At 70.0% G+C, this 17977-nt stretch carries 20 protein-coding genes and 1 tRNA gene; 9 read left to right on the top strand and 12 right to left on the bottom strand.

Annotated elements, in window-relative coordinates:
• Positions 1-44 precede the first annotated feature (44 nt).
• From ALI22I_RS38640 to ALI22I_RS38655, 4 genes are all read right to left on the bottom strand, one after another.
• Positions 45-1808, bottom strand: a complete 1764-nt coding sequence (locus ALI22I_RS38640) for a sodium/solute symporter (RefSeq protein WP_077011145.1) — start codon at positions 1806-1808, stop codon at positions 45-47.
• Positions 1809-1843: 35 nt separating this feature from the next.
• The gene (locus ALI22I_RS38645) at positions 1844-2284 is read right to left on the bottom strand and encodes a hypothetical protein (protein ID WP_077010540.1); all 441 of its coding nucleotides are present in this window, start codon (positions 2282-2284) and stop codon (positions 1844-1846) included.
• The gene (locus tag ALI22I_RS38650) at positions 2281-3141 is read right to left on the bottom strand and encodes a LytR/AlgR family response regulator transcription factor (protein WP_077010541.1); all 861 of its coding nucleotides are present in this window, start codon (positions 3139-3141) and stop codon (positions 2281-2283) included. The genes ALI22I_RS38645 and ALI22I_RS38650 overlap by 4 nt, the downstream gene beginning before the upstream one ends.
• A 61-nt stretch (positions 3142-3202) precedes the next feature.
• On the bottom strand, positions 3203-4069 hold the full coding sequence (locus ALI22I_RS38655; RefSeq protein ID WP_077010542.1) for a S49 family peptidase: 867 nt from the start codon (positions 4067-4069) through the stop codon (positions 3203-3205).
• Positions 4070-4141: 72 nt separating this feature from the next.
• Between ALI22I_RS38655 and ALI22I_RS51500 the strand changes: the two genes are divergently transcribed.
• Positions 4142-4309, top strand: coding sequence for a hypothetical protein (locus ALI22I_RS51500; protein WP_179118498.1), 168 nt, complete (start codon positions 4142-4144; stop codon positions 4307-4309).
• Between the two features lie 23 nt (positions 4310-4332).
• On the opposite strand, the gene ALI22I_RS38660 is transcribed toward ALI22I_RS51500, so the two are convergent.
• From ALI22I_RS38660 to ALI22I_RS38680, 5 genes are all read right to left on the bottom strand, one after another.
• Positions 4333-5592: a sensor histidine kinase gene (locus ALI22I_RS38660; protein WP_077010543.1), complete on the bottom strand. Its 1260-nt coding sequence runs from the start codon at positions 5590-5592 to the stop codon at positions 4333-4335.
• 200 nt (positions 5593-5792) lie between these two features.
• Positions 5793-6110 (bottom strand): hypothetical protein, encoded by a 318-nt coding sequence (locus ALI22I_RS38665; protein WP_077010544.1) that lies wholly within the window; start codon positions 6108-6110, stop codon positions 5793-5795.
• A 102-nt stretch (positions 6111-6212) separates the two neighbouring features.
• Positions 6213-7076: a DNA-formamidopyrimidine glycosylase family protein gene (locus tag ALI22I_RS38670; RefSeq protein WP_077010545.1), complete on the bottom strand. Its 864-nt coding sequence runs from the start codon at positions 7074-7076 to the stop codon at positions 6213-6215.
• A 27-nt stretch (positions 7077-7103) separates the two neighbouring features.
• Positions 7104-7538: a DUF983 domain-containing protein gene (locus tag ALI22I_RS38675; protein ID WP_077010546.1), complete on the bottom strand. Its 435-nt coding sequence runs from the start codon at positions 7536-7538 to the stop codon at positions 7104-7106.
• Positions 7539-7623: 85 nt separating this feature from the next.
• Entirely contained in the window at positions 7624-8967 is a 1344-nt protein-coding gene (locus ALI22I_RS38680) for a sigma-70 family RNA polymerase sigma factor (RefSeq protein WP_077010547.1), read from the bottom strand.
• Between the two features lie 248 nt (positions 8968-9215).
• On the opposite strand from ALI22I_RS38680, the gene ALI22I_RS38685 reads away from it, so the two are divergent.
• From ALI22I_RS38685 to ALI22I_RS49970, 5 genes are all read left to right on the top strand, one after another.
• On the top strand, positions 9216-9614 hold the full coding sequence (locus tag ALI22I_RS38685) for a DUF7674 family protein (protein ID WP_077010548.1): 399 nt from the start codon (positions 9216-9218) through the stop codon (positions 9612-9614).
• Positions 9615-9640: 26 nt separating this feature from the next.
• Positions 9641-9713: transfer RNA gene (locus tag ALI22I_RS38690), tRNA-Gly, on the top strand.
• Between the two features lie 128 nt (positions 9714-9841).
• Entirely contained in the window at positions 9842-10267 is a 426-nt protein-coding gene (locus ALI22I_RS38695; RefSeq protein WP_077010549.1) for an OsmC family peroxiredoxin, read from the top strand.
• Between the two features lie 109 nt (positions 10268-10376).
• Positions 10377-10784 (top strand): hypothetical protein, encoded by a 408-nt coding sequence (locus ALI22I_RS51505; RefSeq protein ID WP_179118499.1) that lies wholly within the window; start codon positions 10377-10379, stop codon positions 10782-10784.
• 45 nt (positions 10785-10829) lie between these two features.
• Positions 10830-11537, top strand: coding sequence for a hypothetical protein (locus ALI22I_RS49970; RefSeq protein WP_143532658.1), 708 nt, complete (start codon positions 10830-10832; stop codon positions 11535-11537).
• A gap of 130 nt (positions 11538-11667) precedes the next feature.
• On the opposite strand, the gene ALI22I_RS38705 is transcribed toward ALI22I_RS49970, so the two are convergent.
• Positions 11668-12609 carry a glycoside hydrolase family 6 protein gene (locus tag ALI22I_RS38705; RefSeq protein WP_238598771.1) on the bottom strand — a complete coding sequence of 314 codons (942 nt, stop codon included), beginning with the start codon at positions 12607-12609 and terminating at the stop codon, positions 11668-11670.
• A 266-nt stretch (positions 12610-12875) separates the two neighbouring features.
• Complete coding sequence (locus tag ALI22I_RS38710; RefSeq protein ID WP_083752322.1) at positions 12876-13481, bottom strand: sugar O-acetyltransferase; 606 nt, start codon at positions 13479-13481, stop codon at positions 12876-12878.
• A gap of 334 nt (positions 13482-13815) precedes the next feature.
• On the opposite strand from ALI22I_RS38710, the gene ALI22I_RS38715 reads away from it, so the two are divergent.
• Positions 13816-14652, top strand: a complete 837-nt coding sequence (locus ALI22I_RS38715) for a hypothetical protein (RefSeq protein ID WP_077010553.1) — start codon at positions 13816-13818, stop codon at positions 14650-14652.
• On the opposite strand, the gene ALI22I_RS38720 is transcribed toward ALI22I_RS38715, so the two are convergent.
• Positions 14649-15797, bottom strand: a complete 1149-nt coding sequence (locus ALI22I_RS38720; protein WP_077010554.1) for an acyltransferase family protein — start codon at positions 15795-15797, stop codon at positions 14649-14651. The genes ALI22I_RS38715 and ALI22I_RS38720 overlap by 4 nt on opposite strands.
• Positions 15798-15910: 113 nt before the next feature.
• Here ALI22I_RS38720 and ALI22I_RS51510 point away from each other — a divergent pair, with 113 nt between their 5' ends.
• Together ALI22I_RS51510 and ALI22I_RS51515 are read left to right on the top strand one after the other, a co-directional pair.
• Complete coding sequence (locus ALI22I_RS51510; RefSeq protein WP_077010555.1) at positions 15911-17077, top strand: SHOCT domain-containing protein; 1167 nt, start codon at positions 15911-15913, stop codon at positions 17075-17077.
• The gene (locus tag ALI22I_RS51515) at positions 17074-17967 is read left to right on the top strand and encodes a glycosyltransferase (RefSeq protein WP_077010556.1); all 894 of its coding nucleotides are present in this window, start codon (positions 17074-17076) and stop codon (positions 17965-17967) included. Before ALI22I_RS51510 ends, ALI22I_RS51515 begins: the two co-directional genes overlap by 4 nt.
• Positions 17968-17977: the final 10 nt, after the last annotated feature.

Raw genomic sequence — 17977 nt, forward strand, 5'->3', positions numbered from 1 at the left:
CCAACAGCGAACCCACAGCGGACCGATAGCCGGACGGGCGGACCTCAGGACGCAGGCGGCGGCGAGTCGTCGCGGTACTTGCCGTCCTCCAGCCGCGCCTTCTCCTCGGCCGTCCCGAACCGCTGCACGTCCCGGTCCCGCATGAACCCCAGCGGATCCGGCGCGTGCAGCCGCAGCAGTATCCGGTTCACGTCCTCGGGCCCGCGCCGCGCGGTCAACTTGCTGATCATCACCATGGTCAGGAACGCCACCGGCACGGTCACCAGCGCCGGCTGCGAGAACACCGACGGCGCCCACTGCCCGGTGTACGAGCTGACCACGGTGACCACCTGCGCCCCGATCACCAGCCCGCCGCCGACCACCAGCCCGGCCATCGCGCCGACCCACGTCAGCCCGCGCCACCAGATCCCCAGCAGCAGCAACGGGCAGAACGTCGACGCCGCCAGCGCGAACGACATCGCCACCGTCAACGACGCGTCCGACGTCGGCAGCAGCAGCGCCAACCCGATCGCCAACGCGCCGATCAACACCGTCGCCCACCGGAAATCGCGCACCTTGCCCGGCAGGATGTCCGTCGACACCACCCCGGCCACCGACACCAGCAGCCCCGACGACGTGGACAGGAACGCCGCGAACGCGCCCGCCGCCACGACCGCGCCCAGCACCTGCCCCAGCAGGTTCGGCTGCATCGTGCTCGGCAGCAGCAGCACCGCCGTGTCCGTCTTCCCCGTCACCAGCAACTGCGGCAGGTACTGGCGCGAGATCACCCCCAGCACGGTGGGGAACAGGTAGAACAACCCCAGCAGGTACAGCACGTGCAACGCCGTGCGCCGAGCCGCCCGCCCGTCCGGGTTGGTGTAGAACCGCACCAGCACGTGCGGCAGCCCCATGGTCCCCAGGAACGTGGCGAAGATCAGCGAGTACGTCTCGAACAGCCCGGTCAGCCCGTCGGTCTGGGGCCGCAGCCAGTCGTGGTTCGACGTCGGCGAGCCCTCGACCACCGGCACCGGCGACCCCGCCTCGAACCGCAACTCGGTCTCCGCGCCCACCTCGTACAGGCCGGGCGTCAGGTACATCGCGCCGTTGGCGGGCGCCCCGTTCACCCGCCCGGTCGCGGACAGCTCCATCGCCACGTCGACGCGCACCCACACCGGGTCCACCGTCGTCACTTCCACGTCCTCGGGGAACCGCAGCACACCGTCGGCGTCCACCGGCTGCGCGCCGTTGCCCGGCCCGGCGAGGAAGATCGTGAACAGCACGAACGTCGGCGCGGCGATCGCGAAGAGCTTGCCCCAGTACTGGAACGCCTGCACCAGCGTGATCGCGCGCATCCCGCCGCCGAGGACGTTCACCACCACGATCACGGTCACCACCGCGCCGCCCAGCCACGCGGGCAGGCCGGTGATCGTGTTCAACGTCAACCCGGCCGACTGCAACTGCGGCACCAGGTACAGCACGCCGATGCAGATCACGAAGAACGTGCAGAACTTGCGCAGGTTCGACGACCCCAGCCGCGCCTCGGCGAAGTCCGGCAACGTGTACGCGCCGGACCGCCGCAGCGGCGCGGCCACGAACAGCATCATCGCCAGATACCCCGCCGTGAACCCGATCGGGTACCACAGCGCGTCGATGCCGTCCTTGAGCACGAGCCCCGCCACACCCAGGAACGACGCGGCGGACAGGTACTCGCCGGAGATCGCGGCGGCGTTGCGGGTGGCCGGGACGGCACGGCGGGCCACCAGGAAATCCGGTGTCGTGTTCGCGCGGCGGGAACCCACGTAGCCCAGCAGGAACGTCAACGCCGCCATGACGCCGACGAGCACCAGGCTCCAGGGGGTCTGGATCACCGGTCCACCGAACTCACGAAATCGTGCTCATGCCTCTCGGCGAGTCTGCGGTACGCGTAGCCCACGCCGTAGCAGAGCGGGAACGGCAGCAGGCCCAGCAGCAGCCACGGCAGCCGCACACCCACCAGCTGCACCTCCGACAGCCACGGCAGCAGGTAGAACGTCACCGGCAGCAGCGCCAGGAACACCAGCGTGCCGCCGCCCAACGCCAGACCGGTGCGGAACTGCGTCTTGATCAGCTCGCGGATCAGCTTCTCGCCGACGCTGGTCTGCTCCTCCAGCTCGATGATCGTGCGCAGCACCCGACTGCGGCCACGCGGGTCCGCCAGCACCACCCGCCGACGGCGGTTCTTGCGCGCCGGCGCAGACGGCCATGCGTCGCGTTCGGCCGGCTGCGGCTGGTCTGGTTGGCCGGGGGGGCCGGAGTGCTTGGTCATCCCCAACTGCTCTTGGGGGGACGCACGATCCGCTCCTTCAGCTCACGCGTGTGCCGCCGGCTGACCGGCAGCTCCTTCGCGTCCTCACCGGAGCCGATCACCACCGCGTACCCGTTCGACGTCATCCGCAGCTCGGTCACCAGCGGCAGCGCCACCAGGAACGAGCGGTGGATGCGCACGAACCCGGCGTTCTCCCAGCGCTCTTCGAGCTGCGCCAACGGGATGCGCACCAGGTGGCTCGCGCCGTCGCTGGTGTGCAGGCGCGCGTAGTCGCCCTGCGCTTCGACGTAGCGGACGGTGGCCCGGGGCACGAGCTTGATCGTGCCACCCAACTCGACCGGGATCACCTCGTCGTCCTGCGTTTCCGCCGCGGCGGGCTCGGGGGTGACCGCCGGTGCCGCGGCGACCCGGTCGACGACCCGCGAGATCGCCTTGTTGATCCGGTCCTCGTTGATCGGCTTGGTCACGAAGTCCAACGCGCCCACCTCGAACGCCACCACGGCCTCCGAGTGCTCGACTCCCGTGACGAACACCAACGCCGGTGGCGCGCGGAACGCGCCGAGCACGCGCGCGAGGTCCGTGCCGCTCAGGCCGGGCATGTTGATGTCGGCGAACACGGCATCGACCGGCGGTAGCCCTGCCCGTGTGCGGTCCATCACTTCGACGTCGTAGTCACCCCGGAGGATGCGCAGTGCCTCGGCCGCGTCGAAGGCCGTGAGCACGCGTCGAATGTGCGGGCTGCTTTCGAGCAGGTACTTGATCTCGCTCAGACCGGGTGCCTCGTCGTCCACCGCAAGAACGAGGAGGCCGGTGTTGTCCGTGCGATTGTTCACTGGGGTACTCACTGTGCCGCGCATCTTGCCGACCCGGCGGGGTCGCTGTCTACGCCGGTTGCCGGACGGCCGCGTGGCCGTGACCTCACAAGCCGAATCGCGACCAGCGCGCCCGCTCCTCCAGAGCCGCCAACCCCTCCACCAGGAAGTCGCCCGATCGGGTGGTCGCGCCGGCGAGTCCGAGGCGGGCGAGCAGGGGTCGGCGCGGTTCCGCGATGGCGATGTCCGCGTCCGGGTAGCGCTTGGCCACGACGCCGCGCAGCGTGCCGATGCCGTCCACCAAGCCGAGTTCGAGCGCCTTGGCCCCGGTCCACACCTCGCCGTTGAACAGCTCGTCGTCGGTGGCCTTGAGCTTGGCGCCGCGGCGTTCCTTCACCCAGTCGGCGAACTGCTCGTGCAGCTGCGCCTGCAGGCCCTTGAGCCACACGACGTCGTCCGGCTTCTCCGGGCTGAACGGGTCGAGCCGGACCTTGTTCTCACCGGCCGCGTAGACACGCCGCTGGACGCCGTAGCGCTCGATCAGACCGTCGAGGCCGAAACCCGCGCTGACCACGCCGATCGAGCCCACCAGGGACGTGCCGTGCGCGTAGATCTCGTCGCCGGCGCAGGCCAGCCAGTAGCCACCGGAAGCCGCCAGGTCCTCGCAGAACGCCAGGACCGGCACCTTCTTCTTCGCGGCCAGCTCGCGGACCCGTTCGGCGACCAGCGCGGACTGGGTCGGCGCGCCACCGGGCGAGTTGATCAGCAGCGCGACCGCGACCAACCGGTCGTGGTCGAACGCGCGGGTCAGCGCGCTCTCCACGTTCTGCATGTTGATGGTGTTGCGGGCCATCGGCGTAGGCGTCGGCGTGATCACGCCGTGCAGGCGGACGGCGGCCACCACGGGTCCGCGCTCGGTCCGCTCACTGACGATCCTCGGCAGCCGGGCCGCGATCTTGTCCGTGACGCTCATGCCCCCGACCTTACGTGTGACCGGAGGTCCGGTGCGTCCTGGAACACCCGCGAACACGGCTAATATCGAGCGGTGACGTTCAACCCGATCCGGTGGCTCGAACGCTACGTCGAGTGGTGGGACGACCGGGGCCGGCAGAACGCGGACGGCCCGACCGCCATGCACGTCTACTGGATGTGGATCGCGTGGAGCGTGTGCGCGGTCATGATGGTCACGGTCCTGGCCGTCGCCGCGGCCTGATCTTCACCGCGTCGCGAGCAGCGTCAGGCGCGGATGGCGGGCTGCTCAGTGGTGTCCTCCAGCCGCGGCGGCACCAGCGGCAGGTTCGTGCGCACGCCCCGGCTGTACTTCGGGATCTTCAGGATGATCTTCATGCCGGCGTCCGGCGCGGTCTCCACGACCAGCGCGTAGTCGTCGCCGAACACCGCCCGCATCCGGTGGTTGATGTTGCCCAGGCCGACGTGCGCCCCGGTCTGGTGGGCGTCCTTCAGGTCATCGAACAGCCGGTCCGGGTCCATGCCCACGCCGTCGTCCTCGACCGAGATGAGCGCTTCCGCGCCGTTGTCCTCGGCGATGATCGTGAGCAGTCCGCCGCCGGGCTTCTTCGCCAGCCCGTGCCGGACGGCGTTCTCCACCAGCGGCTGCAACACCAGGAACGGCAGCACGACCTGCAACACCTCGGGCGCGATCTTCAGCCGCACGTTCAGCCTCGGCCCGTACCGCGCCTGCTCGATGGTCAGGTAGCGGTGGATGTTGGTCAGCTCGTCGGACAGCGTGGTGAAGAAACCCTCGGTGCGGAACGAGTAGCGGGTGAACTCGGCGAACTCCTGCAACAGCTCCCGCGCGTGCGCCGGGTCGGTGCGGATCAGCGACGAGATCGTGTTCAGCGCGTTGTAGACGAAGTGCGGCGAGATCTGCGCCCGCAGCGCCCTGACCTCGGCCTGCGCCAACGCCTGCCGGGACTTCTGCAGCACTTCCAGCTCCAGCTGGGTGGAGACGAACCGCGCGGTCTCCTCGGCCATCCGGATCTGCCGCTTGTTCGCCACGCCGCTGACCACGATCAACGTGCCGGCGACCTCGCTCTCCACCACCAGCGGCACGATCACGGCGCTGTGCAGCGAACACGGGCCGGGCAGCTCGCAGTCCAGCTTGCGGTGCTCGACGTGCTCCTTGTGGCCCTCGCCGATGGCGCGCTCGATGTAGGTGCGCAGGAACTCGTAGTGGTCGTTGGCCCCGCCGTCCCACGACAGCAGCGTGCCCTCGTGGTCGGTGATGCCGACCGCGACGCACCGCAGCATCTCCCGCAGGTGCGGGGTGGCCTTGTTCGCCGCGTCCTCGGTCAGCCCTTCACGCAGGTCTGCCGACGCCTTCGACATGCGGTGCAGCATGTCCATGACGGCGTCTTCGACCGACGTGCTGACCCGGCGGGCACGGCACAGCATCACGAAGAGGCCCAGAACGGCCAGGGTCGCGATGAGTCCGAGCACAGCGCGCTCGGTGAGGAGGTCCTGCACGGCGTCCATGCTGTGCTGCGGGGGCGGTATAGGCAAGGGATCGGACGCGCGAAACGCTCACATCCGATGAATTGGCGACAACCGTGGCAGAGCGCTTACCCAATCGGATTACGAGAACGGGTGTCGATCACGGAGAGTGGGTGCGACCCGATCATTCGGCGAGTCGCACCCCACGGCCTCGGCGGTCACCGGGTCGGCGCTCACCCGCGTCAGCGCCGACCGCGGGCGGGCGGGCCCGCCTCGTACGGTGTCGTGGTCGTTGTCTTCGCCGTCGTCTTCGTCGGGTCGTCCGAGTCCTTGCACTCCAACAGCTCGACCAAGTCCGCCAACTCCGGATCGTCCAGCAGGTCCAGCTTGTCCAGGATGCGGCAGATCACGTCGCCGAACCTGGCCTCCGACACGGCGGCGTTGGGGTCGTCGTTCTTCTCGGGCACGGCGACCTTGTCGGGCACGGCGACAGCGTTGCCGACGAGCGTGCCGGCGGCGAGGGTGAGTCCGGCCAGTGCCGCGGCGATTCGGGTCCTCATGGCTCCTCCTGGTAGTCGTTCGGACACACCAGGGAATTCCTCACAGCGTGGACTTCAGCCGAAGCCCATCCGGATGTGTGAGTGCTCAAGGAGGGAGATGAGCTACTTCAGCAGCCGCGACATCCGCCGGTCGGCCAGCGGCTTGCCGCCGGTCTGGCAGGTCGGGCAGTACTGGAACGCCTTGTCCGCGAACGACACCTCGCGCACCGTGTCACCGCACACCGGGCACGGCAGACCGGTCCGCGCGTGCACCCTCAGCCCGGACCGCTTTTCACCCTTCAGGGTCGCCGCGGCCTGGCCCACGGACCGCGCCACCGCGTCCGTCAGCACGCCGACCAGCGCCTCGTGCAGCCGGTCCAACGCCTCCGCGGGCAGCTTGCCCGCCGTCGCGTACGGCGACAGCCGGGCGGTGTGCATGATCTCGTCGGAGTACGCGTTGCCGACGCCCGCCATCAGCGTCTGATCGGTCAACGCGGTCTTCAGCCGCTCGGTGCGGCCCGCGAACAGGTCCTCCAGCTGGGTCCGCGTCACCGACAGCGCGTCCGGCCCCAGCCGGGCGATGCCCGGCACGTCCGCCGGGTCGTGCACGACCCACGCGGCCAGGCCCTTCTTGGTGCCCGCCTCGGTCAGGTCGAACCCCGGCCCCTCCCCCGGCGGACCCAGGTGCACGCGCAGCGCCAACGGTCCCTTGCCCGGCTTGAGCGGCGCCGCCGACAGGTGCTCCGACCAGCGCAGCCACCCGGCCCGCGCCAGGTGCACCACCAGGTGCAGCCCGTCGCAGTCCACGTCCAGGTGCTTGCCGAACCGGCCCGCGCCGGTCACCTCGCGACCCTGGAGATCGGTCCACGGCGGCGTGAACGTCTTCAACACCTGCAACGACGCGACGTCCACCCGGTGCACGCGCCGTCCGACGGCGTTTTCGCGCAGGTGGTGGGCGAGCGCCTCGACCTCGGGGAGTTCCGGCACCGCAACAGTGTCACCCGCGCGACGCGATCAGTCGACCGGTTGCAGCGGACCGTCCAGATCGGGCAGCGAGTACATCTCGATCTTGCGGGCCACGTTGGCGACCTCGTTGCGCACGGTCAGGAAGCCGCGCACCGAGCCGATCCACCGCTCCGGCGGCAGCTCCTCGGTCTTCTTCGACTCGGCCGCCACCAGCCACGGCCGCCGCACCGCCCAGCGCACCGGGAAGAACAGGAACACCAGGATCAGCGCCACGATCAGCCACGCCGGCACGACCACCTCCACCGGCGTCCACGCCACCAGCACGACGCCCATCACGATCACCAGCCCGAGCATCATCACGCCCGGACCGTGACCGCCGCTCACGTCGTGCTCGAAGTCGGCGTCGGCCGAGGGGTTGCGCCACTCGATCTGACTGCGAACCGTCCACATCCGACCGTCAGCGCCGCGCACCAGCCGCGTCATCACCGTCTCCTCAAGACGTCGAGCGATCACTCAGCGTTTCCCACGCTACCGGCAAAGTCTTGCACCTCGTGGGTGAAACCCGCAGTTACCGGGGCGCGAGGCGGCCCGGCGACGGGTAGACGGTCACCGTCGTCGGCGTGAGGACCGGCTTCGCCACCTCGGTGGAGGTCACGGCGATGTTGGGCGGCTCGTTCGCGGTGGTCGTGGTGGACAGCAGCGCCGAGCCGGAGTCCGTCGTGGTGACCGGCGCCGACGTCTTGCCGCTCGGCAGGGTGCGCGGTTCGGCAGGGAGGGTGGAGCCGGTCGTCGTCACCTCCGGCGGCGCGGCCGGGACGTCGGCGGACGTGGTCGGCGCCGGTGCGGACCGCTCCACCTGCATCGTCTTCGTGTGCACGACGTGCCGGGCCTCGGCGGCCGGTGACGTCGCGCTGGTCGCCGTGCCGGTCGCGGTCGAGGTCGTCGAGCCCAGCGCCAGCACGTGCTCGCTGGGCGCGCCGTTCGGGCCGGGCTGCACCAGCGCCGGACCGGGCGCGCCGGTGAACGTCCCGGCCAGCACCCCGAGCAGCCCCACGGCCGCGACCGAGGCGGCGGACGCGAGCACCAGCTTCACCCGTCCGGTCAGCCACGCGGCCTTGCCGACCACCACCGGGCCGAGCACGGCGGGCGCGAGGAACGCGGCCGCGGTCACCGGCACGGCGATGCTGGCCGCGTGCGCCCGCAGCGTCGAGCACACCTCGGCCAGCTCGGCGTGCAGCGCGTTGCAGGAGGAACACGTCTGGAGGTGCTTGCGGATGCGCTTCTGCTCCGAGCCCTGCGAACCGCCCGCCGTGTAGACGCCCAGCTTCGCCACCACCGAGCTGCACGCGCGCGGACCGGTGTCCTCGGCCAGGTGCGCCTGCAGGTACGCCGCGCGCAGCCCCTCGCGGGCCCGACGGGCCAGTGCCGCCATCGCGTTCGGGCTCAGGCCGTAGCCGGCCGCGACCGCCGCGGGCCGCTCGCCCTCCACCTCGACCTGCCACAGCACCGTGCGCCACCGCTCCGGCAGGCTGGTGAACGCGCGGGAGATCAACGTGTGCTCCGGCCGCCGCGCGGTGACGTCCGGCAGCGGCTCGACCCGCCGGCTCAGCTCCTCGTCCTCCACCGGCACGTCCCGCCGCCGCCCGCTCCACTCCCACGCCACGCGGCGTGCGACGGTCAGCAGGTAGGTGCGGACGTGGTCGGTCGGACCGGTGCCCCGGCGGATCGCCTGGAGCACCCGGAAGAACGCCTCCGCGGTCAGGTCGTCGGCCTCGGCGTGTTCACGCACGTGCCGCAGGGCGAACCGACGAACGGCGTCGGCGTGACGGGTGAACAGCTCCCCGAACGCGCCATCGTCACCCGCCCTGACCCTGGCGAGCAGTTCCCGGTCGAAATCGGCATCTCCGGCCATCCCGCCCGGCACCTCCCGCCCTGCCCGTGGTCCAGTGGTCAAGATGCCACAGTCGGCTGGTTGTCGCCCGAAGTGATAGCGAGCCGATACCGAAGACCCATCGGACGACGCGGGCCGTTCGGCCTAATCAGGGCACCTGCGCATCCGATCAAGGCCACTCGCGGTCGGTGACGAGCCGGTCACGGGAAGGCGTCAGGTGGTGGGCGACCGGGCGGCAGTCCGGCCGGTGACGAGTAGTCTCCTGCCGCGTGGTCGATTGGCGCACAAGGGCTTCCGCCCTCCTCCCCGAGCTGAGCGCCGTTGTCGAGCGCGAGTCCTGGTCCTGTCACGTGTTCCTGTCCGAGTTGTGGCAACTCGCACTGGAGGCGCACCGCGACGGCGACCGAGAAGTGCTCGGCCGCGTGTACGGGTTCGCGCACTGGTGCTTCCGGCAGCCGGAGCGGTTCCTGTCCGACGCGTCCGTGGTCAGCTTCTACGAGCACGTGTTCGACGAGTGGGAGCTGCGCGACGAGGTCGCGCCGTGGCTGCCCGCCGAGGTGGTCGACCGGGTCAGACCCCTGTGGGAGTGGCGCTGGTCGAAGGAGCGGTTGGCCGAGGTCGACCAGCTGTTGGCCGAGACCGGACCCCCGGGTCGAAACGCGGTTTGACGGTCGGCTATAGTTCTACCCAACAGGCGGATGTAGCGCAGTTGGTAGCGCATCACCTTGCCAAGGTGAGGGTCGCGAGTTCGAGTCTCGTCATCCGCTCTCCGCAAGGCCCCCGGTGTTCGCGCCGGGGGCCTTTTGCACGTTCTGGGTCACTGGCCAAGGCGGTCCCCGGACCGGCCCGATAGGTTGACGGCGAAGGTTTTCCTCGTCGAAGACGGAGTTGCTACATGGCCACCACTCGCAAGGCGACCACGCACTGGGAAGGCAACCTGCTGGAGGGCAAGGGCGCCGTCGCGCTGGAGTCGTCGGGCATCGGCACGTTCGACGTGAGCTGGCCGTCCCGGGCCGAGCAGGCGAACGGCAAGACCAGCCCGGAAGAGCTGATCGCCGCCGCGCACTCGTCGTGCTACTCGATGGCGCTGTCGCACGGCCTCGCGCAGGCGGGCACCCCGCCGCAGCAGGTCGACACCTCGGCCGAGGTGACGTTCCAGCCCGGTACCGGTATCACCGGCATCCACCTGACCGTCACCGCGATCGTGCCGGGTCTGGACGCCGAGGGCTTCGCGGCGGCTGCCGAGAACGCCAAGGCGAACTGCCCGGTCAGCCAGGCGTTGGCGGCCACGCCGATCACGCTCACGGCAACCCTGGGCTGATCCACTGATGGGATGACTCCGGTGCCGGTCTGATACCCCAAAGTGTCAGGCCGGTACCAGATGTCCGGAAAGATTTGACCCAAACGAGTGAGGCCGGTAGTCGTTGGGCATGCGCACGGCGTGGGGTGGTTCCGGCAGACTTGCCTTCGGCGCCCTCGTCGGCGCGGCGGTGGCCGCACTCCTGGCGTCACAAGGGGCCATCACCAGGCCGCAGCAGGGCCGGTACCCGACGGACGGCGGTGACATCGTGGTCGTCAAGGGCAGCGAACAGCCGAGCCGGACGATCACCGCGACCGGCACGACGGCGTTGAGCACCAGCTCCGCCGCCACGACAGCGACGACGACGTCGTCCTCCACGACCACCACAACGACGACGGCCACGACCACCACCACGGCGGCCGTGACGACGACCACCACCGCGCGGCCGACCACCACCACTACCGTCCCGCGACCCACCACCACGGTGGTCACGACCACGACGACGACCCGCAAGCAGTGCGGGCTCATCTTCTGCTGATTCCCCGGCACTGGATCACCCAGCGTGCTTTGGCAAGATCGAGGCGTGACGTCCAGCCAGGTGCCCACCCAGCCCCAGCGAAGCAACGACACCCCCACGGTCCGCATCCAGCCCGTCGCCGCCACGCCCGACCCCGGTTGGCCCACCACCGAACCGATGACCGCGACCAACCTCACGCCGGTCGCGGCGGTCACCACGAAGTTCGAGCCGGTGTCCCCGCCGCCCAACGGCCAGCTCCCGCCCGGAGCACCCGCCGGTTCTTCGAACGGCGCAGTCAACGGGGCGGTCAACGGCGCAGCGAACGGCACGCTGAACGGCACGGCCAACGGTGCACCCAACGGCACGGCCGCCGCCTCGAACGGCTCGATCAGCAGCGCGCTCAACGGCACAGCCAACGGCTCGGTCAACGGCGCGCTTAACGGTGCACTCAACGGCGCGGCCACTACTCCCGGTCAGCTCCCGCCCCGGAACGGCGCTTCCACGGCCGGTATCCCCACGGCCCCCGGCCAGCCCGCTCCCGCGACGACCGCCGCACCCGCAGCCACCGTTCCCGCAGCCGGCGCCCCCACGGCACCCGTTGCACCTGTTGCCGCCGCTCCCGCAGCTCCGGCGCCCGTTGGGCAGCCGACCGACGCCGCCGCTCCCCCCGCTCCCACGGCGGCCAAGCCGACGCCGGAGGCCGCGCCGCGCAGTCGGCTCAAGCGCATCGCACGCCGCATCGTCGGGCCCACGCTGCTCACCAAGAGGGGCTGACGGCCGGCCGGGCGGGTGTCAAGGACACCCGCCCGGCCGTCAACACATCAGTTACTTCAGCACCCCGGTGAGTCAAAGCACCCCAATACGTCAGTAACTCAGCACATCCGTCACCCAGTAACCCAGTAACTCAGTAGCCGAACACCAACCGGAAGGCGATCTCCGGGTCGAACTGGCCGGCGGGCGTGTTCGGCGCCGTGCCGCAGTTGCCGTCGGAGTCACCGGGGACCTTCACCCACAGCAGCATCTCGGCGCCGCCACCGGTCTGGGCGGTCGTGCCGAGCTTGCGCTGGCCGGGGTTGCACCACTCGCCGTTGGAGCCGTTGCCGTTGCGGCTCGTGTCGATGACGAACGTCTTCGAGTAACCGGGCAGGGACCCGTTCACGGCGTTGCCGTACGTCACCGTCTCCGCGGTCGTGTGGTAGTTGGAGACGTTGATCGCGAACCCGCGGACGTTCTGCACACCCGCCGCGTTCAACCGGCTCGCCATGGTGTTCGCCGCCACCCAACGGGCGTTTCCGGCGTCCAGGTAGGCCCACGTGTTGGGCGCGCGGTCGCGGAACTGCTCGGTGGCATAGCGGATCATCGCGTTGCGCGCGGTGACCGCTTCGGGCGTCATGCAGTTGAAGTCGGCGAGCGAGTCGGGCTCGATGACCACGACGGCGGGCCGGGTGCCGATGGCGCCGGCGAAGTTCGAGATCCAGGTCCGGTAGGCCTCGGGCGATCCCGCACCGCCACCGGAATGCCCACCACAGGCGTCCCGGCCGGGGATGTTGTACGCCACCAGGACGGGCAACTTGTCGGCCGCGTCGGCGGCGCCGACATAGCCGCCGACGGCCGAGCCGATGTCACCGCTCCAACTGCCGAACCATCTCGCCATCGGCTTGGTGGAGATGGACGCCCGGATGTCGGGCATGCGGCCGTCGGTGGGGTGTTCGCGCACCCACACGGCGGGGTTCGAGTTCGGGTCCACGTAGAAACCGCTGGTCATCCCGATGGGGCTGGCGGCATTTGCCTGCCCCGGGACGACCAGTGCCGCGAGCAGGGCTAGCACTGTTGCGGTCAAGCGCATTGACGATCCTCCCAGTTCCTGATGAGAACAGGACGACGAGAACGTGCAACTCAACATAAACCAGTTGCGTCAAAAGTTCACCGAGAAGCGCGCCACCAGGCATTACGGGACGGTTGCGCAAACAACTCCCAAGCCCCTTCAGTATCGCCACGGCTTCACGCACGACCGTTCAGACCAGGCCTGCTACCGCCGCGCGGACGAACAATAAGTCGCCCGAAAGCGTCCCGTTGCTCTCCTCGCGGAAGCCCGAAGCCGCCGCCGGAGTGCTAGTCGACGGCGATTGTTCGAGTGGTCAGATCGTCGTCCGTGATGGGGCGGACCGCTCGGCAGGGCGTCCCGACCGCGACCACCATGGGCGGGATATCCCTGCTGACGACGCTGCCGGCGCCGATGACCGATCCGTAGCCGATACGGACTCCCGGTAGGACGACGACGTTGCTGCCGATCCACACCTTGTCCTCGATGACGATCGGTTCCGAGAACCGCGCGAAGTCGACGCGACGCGCCGGGTGGACCGGGTGCCCCGTCGTCGTGAGCGTCACGTTGGGGGCGATCATGACGTCATCCCCGATGCGGATATCGACATCGTCGACGAATGCCAGGTTGACGTTCCCGAAGAAGTCATTGCCGATGTGGACGTTGCTGCCGAAGCCGGCGCTGAACGGCGAATGCAGCACGGTGCGCTCGCCAACCGACCCCAGGATCGCGACAAGCAGCGACCTGCGCGTGTCAGCGTCGCTCGGCGGGGTGCGGTTGTACTCGAAGATGAGATCGGTTCGTCGCCGCGGAGCCTGGAACGCTGCCTCGGACTCGGTGTAGACGAGCCCTCGCCGAATTCGGTCCAAGACATCTTGCTCGTCACTCCCCGGCACGTCAGCGCTCCCCCTCCGCTCAATCGGACCCGACCCGACTGGGGACCCGGTTCAGACGCCGAGCATACGCACCGCCCGCCCTCGACAGAGTTTGTCCGGGGGATACGAATGCCGAAAAAGAGGCGGCCAGGAAGAAGCACCGGCCCGCGAAGGGCGTGGATTTCGAACGCCGCGCGAGCGGGATGCTCCGACCGGCGATGGTGGGACGTCCGCGGGTGACAAACCGCGAGGCGGCCAGGCCGAAGACCTCGGTGACCAGCCCACGACGTCAGTCTTCCGGGGGCGGTGGGGTCGATCCGGGTTGCGATACACCAGGATTGCATCACCCGGTCGAGTGAGGGACGAGGTCGCGATGGACTGGCAGGACACGTTGAGACGCCTGGACGCCGAGTTGGCGTCGGGCCGGATCTCGCCCGCCGAGCACACCAAGCGGCGGGATCAGGTGCTCGCCGAGGCGGCGTCCGGTCGGTCCGCCCGGTCGGAGGACCCCGACGCGACCCAGGTCATCCACGTCGCGCCGCCGCGGCACCCCCAGTGGGAGCCCCAGCAGCGCCCGCCGTCGCTGGACGGCGTCGCCGTGTTCGCCACCGCCCGCAAACCCCGCCGCAAGAGGTCGGCCCTGGTGGTCCTGGTCGTGCTCGCCCTGACGGCCGGGGGTGTCTGGTGGTTCGCCGCCGGAATGGGCCGCACCGGGGACGCCGCGTCCCCGCCCACGACGACCACCACCCGAGCCCAGCCGACGATCCCCCAACTGCCCGGCACGAAGGGCACGCAGGGTCCGGTCCTCGGCGTGGACGAGGCCGTTCAGTCGAAGCTGCTCGCCAAGGACGAGGCGGACATCCTCAAGGGCAACGGGGTGACCGAGATCCTGTTCTCCAGCGCCACCGCGGCCCGCACGTCGTTCGCCGTCGTGGTCGCGCGCACCCCGTCGGCAGAGGTGGCCGACCGGGTCGCCGACGGTCTCGTCGCGTACCTGGTCGCGGCCGGCTACACCGAGACCCCCGAGCACCACCTCACGAAAACGTCCCCGCAGAACACCGTGCTGCGCGTGGTCTACCGGTCGGGCGACGCGGTGGTCCGCGTCGGCGCGGCGCAGGCGGGCGGCGAAGCGCCGACCGCGGACCTGGACCAGGCGCTGAAGACGATCCGCGAGGCGTTCCCCGAGAACTAGGGGGTCTGACGCGCCCCCGCCGGCACCGGCTCCTCGACCGCGGGCGGCGGCTCCTCCCGCTTGGGCGGGCGCCGCCGCAGCAGGACCTTCCGCAGCTTCATCCCGGGCGATTCCACCAGGTGCCACGACAGCATCCCGAGCACGAACGCGATGGGCACCGAGAACAGCGCGACGAGCCATTTCGAGTCGACACCCAGGTGCACCACGAATTGCTCGGTCGGGAACCCGTACAGGTACACGCCGTAGCTCGACATGGTCAGCGCGGACGGCAGCCACAGCTTCCGCGGCAACAGCGTGCCGATCGCCAACACGATGTAGGGGACCGTCACCAGTCGAGTGACCTCGGTCATGGCCGAGGCGTGCATCACGTACTCGACCGCGACGCACACCACCACGCCGAACCAGCTGTAGCGGATCTTGTCGCGGTACAGGTAGGCCAGCATGCCGACGCAGTACACCGCCAGGTACTGCACCAGGGGCACGGTCGGCACCATCAGCAGCACCTTGGGCAGCACGAGCTGCTTGGTCAGCAGCCGCTGGAACACCACGGCCAGCGCGAACGCCGCGGCCAGCACCATCCACCGCCGCTTGACCGCCCCGAGCAGCCCGAACACCGCGATCAGCACATAGCCCAGCACCTCGACCGGCAGGCTCCACAGGGAGCCGTTGACCGCGTTGGGGTACGGGTTGTCGGCGAACACGCCCGGCAGCACGTACTGCTGCGGGAAGACCTGGAGGTTCCTGGTGATGAAGGTCCACGTGTTGGGGTGGTCGAAGTACGCGCCGGTCGACAGCGTGGTCACCACCGGCCCGAGGACCAACGCGCTCAGGCACACCACGACCACCAGGCCCGGCATGATCCGCAACGCGCGCTTGACCGCGAACCGCCACAGGTGCGGATCGCGTTCCCAGCTGCGGATCACCAGGAACCCGCTCATCGCCATGAACGCGGATACCGTCACCGCACCCAAATCGACACCGAATCGAGTCGGGAGAATGCTCCCGCCGGACTTGGTCAGCGGCGCGGCGTGATCGATGATGACGAAGAAGGCAGCGATCAGACGAACGGTGCCGAATCCGTCGACGGCCTTCTTGCGTCCGTTCGGCGCAATCGGCCCAGAACGCCAACGCCCCCAGATGGACACCGCTACCTCCTCCGGCCGACCCGCGGTCGGCGGACCGTAGGATAAGCGAACCGCGAGGGTCGCCGGGGTTCTTCCGTGCGCACGGGCGGAAACGATCAAGAGGGAGGACTGCGGTGACCTGGCAGGAGCAGCTCCAACAGCTCGACGCAGCGCTTGCCGCGGGCAAGATCTCCGCGGAAGACTACCGACGTCAACGCGACGAGCTGTTGTCCAACGCGCAGAGCGGCGGCGCCGCCCAGGCGCCCCAGGCGGGGCCGAACTCGGACCCGTTCCCGGCGCCGTTCAAGTGGAGCGCGCAGCGCCCGTCGGGACAGCCGCAGCAGCAGCCTACGTCGGAGTCGACCCAGTTCATCCGGCCCGCCACCCCGCCCGGTGAGGCGGACCGCACCCAGGTGGTGCCCAACGCCGGCCCCCAGGCCGACCGCACCCAGGTCGTGCCGAACGCCGACCGCACCCAGGTCGTCGGCCCCCAGCAGGGTCAGCAGCCGGGCCAGCAGTGGCCGCAGGGTCCGCAGGGTCCACAGGGTCCGCAGCAGGGTGGCTGGTCGCAGGGCCAGGACGCCTACTCGCCGCCGTGGGGCGGTGACTCGGACTTCCAGGCCGGGCAGTGGAGCGGTTTCAACACCCAGGGCCCAGAGGTCTTCGACGAGTCCGGCAAGTCCGGCAAGGGCAAGATCATCGCCGTGGCGGCGGTCGTGGTCGTGCTGCTGGTCGCGGCGGGCCTGTACTTCTTCGTGCTCAAGCCGGGGTCCGGCGGCACGGTGGCCACCAACACGTCGTCGGCGGCGGCCCCCACGACGACCACCAAGAAGAAGCCCGACCCGTTCGGCACGCTGATCGTGCCCGAGGGCCGCACGTCCGGTCCGAAGACCTACGACGCCGAACAGCTGGCGACCGTCAAGCCGCTCCCGACGCCGGACCTCGTGGTGCTCAAGCAGGCGGGCACGACCGAGGCGCGCTCGGTGATCGTGGTGGAGAACGAGGTCACCACCAGCATGTGGGCGTTCAAGTCCGCCGACCCGTCGGCCCTGCTCACCTCGCTGACCACGGACCAGAAGCGGTTCGGCTTCATCGAGGACACCACGGGCACCGCGGCTGTCCCGGTCTACAAGTCGACGCAGACCAGCGGCAGCAAGACCATCACCGTGTTCCGCACGCACTACGTCACCGACGACGAGGTGATCCGGGTCGAGGTGTTCGCCGCCGACGAGGCCTCCGCGAAGGAGCGCTTCGACGCGGTGCTGGCCGAGCAGCTCGAACACCAGGCGCCGAAGAAGTGACGGTTCCCCGGACGCTGCGCGTCGCGATCGTGCTGTACCACAACCCGCTCGCCGAGATCTGGCGTTGCGTCCGCGCGCTGAACCGCGCCGCGGAGATCGCGATCGCCGACACCGGCCTGGAGTCGGTGGCGATCGCGATCGGCGACTGCTCGGACGCGCCGCTCATCAGCGACACCGAAGTGCGGAACCTGCAGTCGAGCGTGGGCGAGGGCGTGTCGCTGGACTACCGGTGGTTCGGCGTCAACCTCGGGCACAGCGCGGGCAGCAACGCGCTGGCCGAGGACGCGGCCGAGGACGCCGTGCTGTTCCTGAACCCGGACAGCTACGTGGCGCCGACGCTGCTGCGGCACCTGCTGGACTCGTTGCGCGATCCCGCGGTCGCGGCGGCGGACGCCCGGCAGATCCCGTGCGAGCACCCGAAGCACTTCGACCCGCGCAGCGGCGACCAGAGCTGGGCCAGCGGCGCGTGCCTGCTGGTGCGGACGCCCGCGTTCCACGCGGTCGGCGGGTTCGACGCCGAATGGTTCCCCTCCTACGTCAACGACGTGGACCTGAGTTGGCGCATCCGGCTGCGCGGCGCCCGCGTGGTGCACCAGCCGCGCGCGGTGCTGTTCCACGACAAGCGCCTGGACGCCTCGGCGCAGGTGCGCACCACCGCGATCGAACCGTACGAGGGCATCCTGGGCAGGCTGATGCTGGCGACCAGGTACGGCAGGCCGGACATCGTCACCGAGACCGTCGACGTGATGCGCGTGCACGGCAGCGAAGAGCAGCGGCGGGCGTTGGAGGAGTTCGAGCGCAGGCGCGCGGCCGACCGCCTGCCCGTCCCGGTGCCGGCCGACGGGGTGGCGGAGTTCATCGCCGGCGAGTACGGCCGACGCCGATTCTGAGGAACGGGCA

It is taken from the genome of Saccharothrix sp. ALI-22-I (assembly GCF_001984175.1).
In the GTDB taxonomy this organism is placed as follows: Bacteria; Actinomycetota; Actinomycetes; order Mycobacteriales; family Pseudonocardiaceae; genus Actinosynnema.

What these genes read in the sequence shown, in the direction of transcription:
- ALI22I_RS38680 (WP_077010547.1), bottom strand. Translation starts at nt 8,967, where the DNA reads ATGGCCGGAGATGCCGATTTCGACCGGGAACTGCTCGCCAGGGTCAGG.
- ALI22I_RS38655 (WP_077010542.1), bottom strand. Translation starts at nt 4,069, where the DNA reads ATGAGCGTCACGGACAAGATCGCGGCCCGGCTGCCGAGGATCGTCAGT.
- ALI22I_RS38640 (WP_077011145.1), bottom strand. Translation starts at nt 1,808, where the DNA reads ATGGCGGCGTTGACGTTCCTGCTGGGCTACGTGGGTTCCCGCCGCGCG.
- ALI22I_RS38660 (WP_077010543.1), bottom strand. Translation starts at nt 5,592, where the DNA reads ATGGACGCCGTGCAGGACCTCCTCACCGAGCGCGCTGTGCTCGGACTC.
- ALI22I_RS38695 (WP_077010549.1), top strand. Translation starts at nt 9,842, where the DNA reads ATGGCCACCACTCGCAAGGCGACCACGCACTGGGAAGGCAACCTGCTG.
- ALI22I_RS38665 (WP_077010544.1), bottom strand. Translation starts at nt 6,110, where the DNA reads ATGAGGACCCGAATCGCCGCGGCACTGGCCGGACTCACCCTCGCCGCC.
- ALI22I_RS51505 (WP_179118499.1), top strand. Translation starts at nt 10,377, where the DNA reads ATGCGCACGGCGTGGGGTGGTTCCGGCAGACTTGCCTTCGGCGCCCTC.
- ALI22I_RS38675 (WP_077010546.1), bottom strand. Translation starts at nt 7,538, where the DNA reads ATGACGCGGCTGGTGCGCGGCGCTGACGGTCGGATGTGGACGGTTCGC.
- ALI22I_RS38705 (WP_238598771.1), bottom strand. Translation starts at nt 12,609, where the DNA reads ATGCGCTTGACCGCAACAGTGCTAGCCCTGCTCGCGGCACTGGTCGTC.
- ALI22I_RS38645 (WP_077010540.1), bottom strand. Translation starts at nt 2,284, where the DNA reads ATGACCAAGCACTCCGGCCCCCCCGGCCAACCAGACCAGCCGCAGCCG.
- ALI22I_RS38650 (WP_077010541.1), bottom strand. Translation starts at nt 3,141, where the DNA reads ATGCGCGGCACAGTGAGTACCCCAGTGAACAATCGCACGGACAACACC.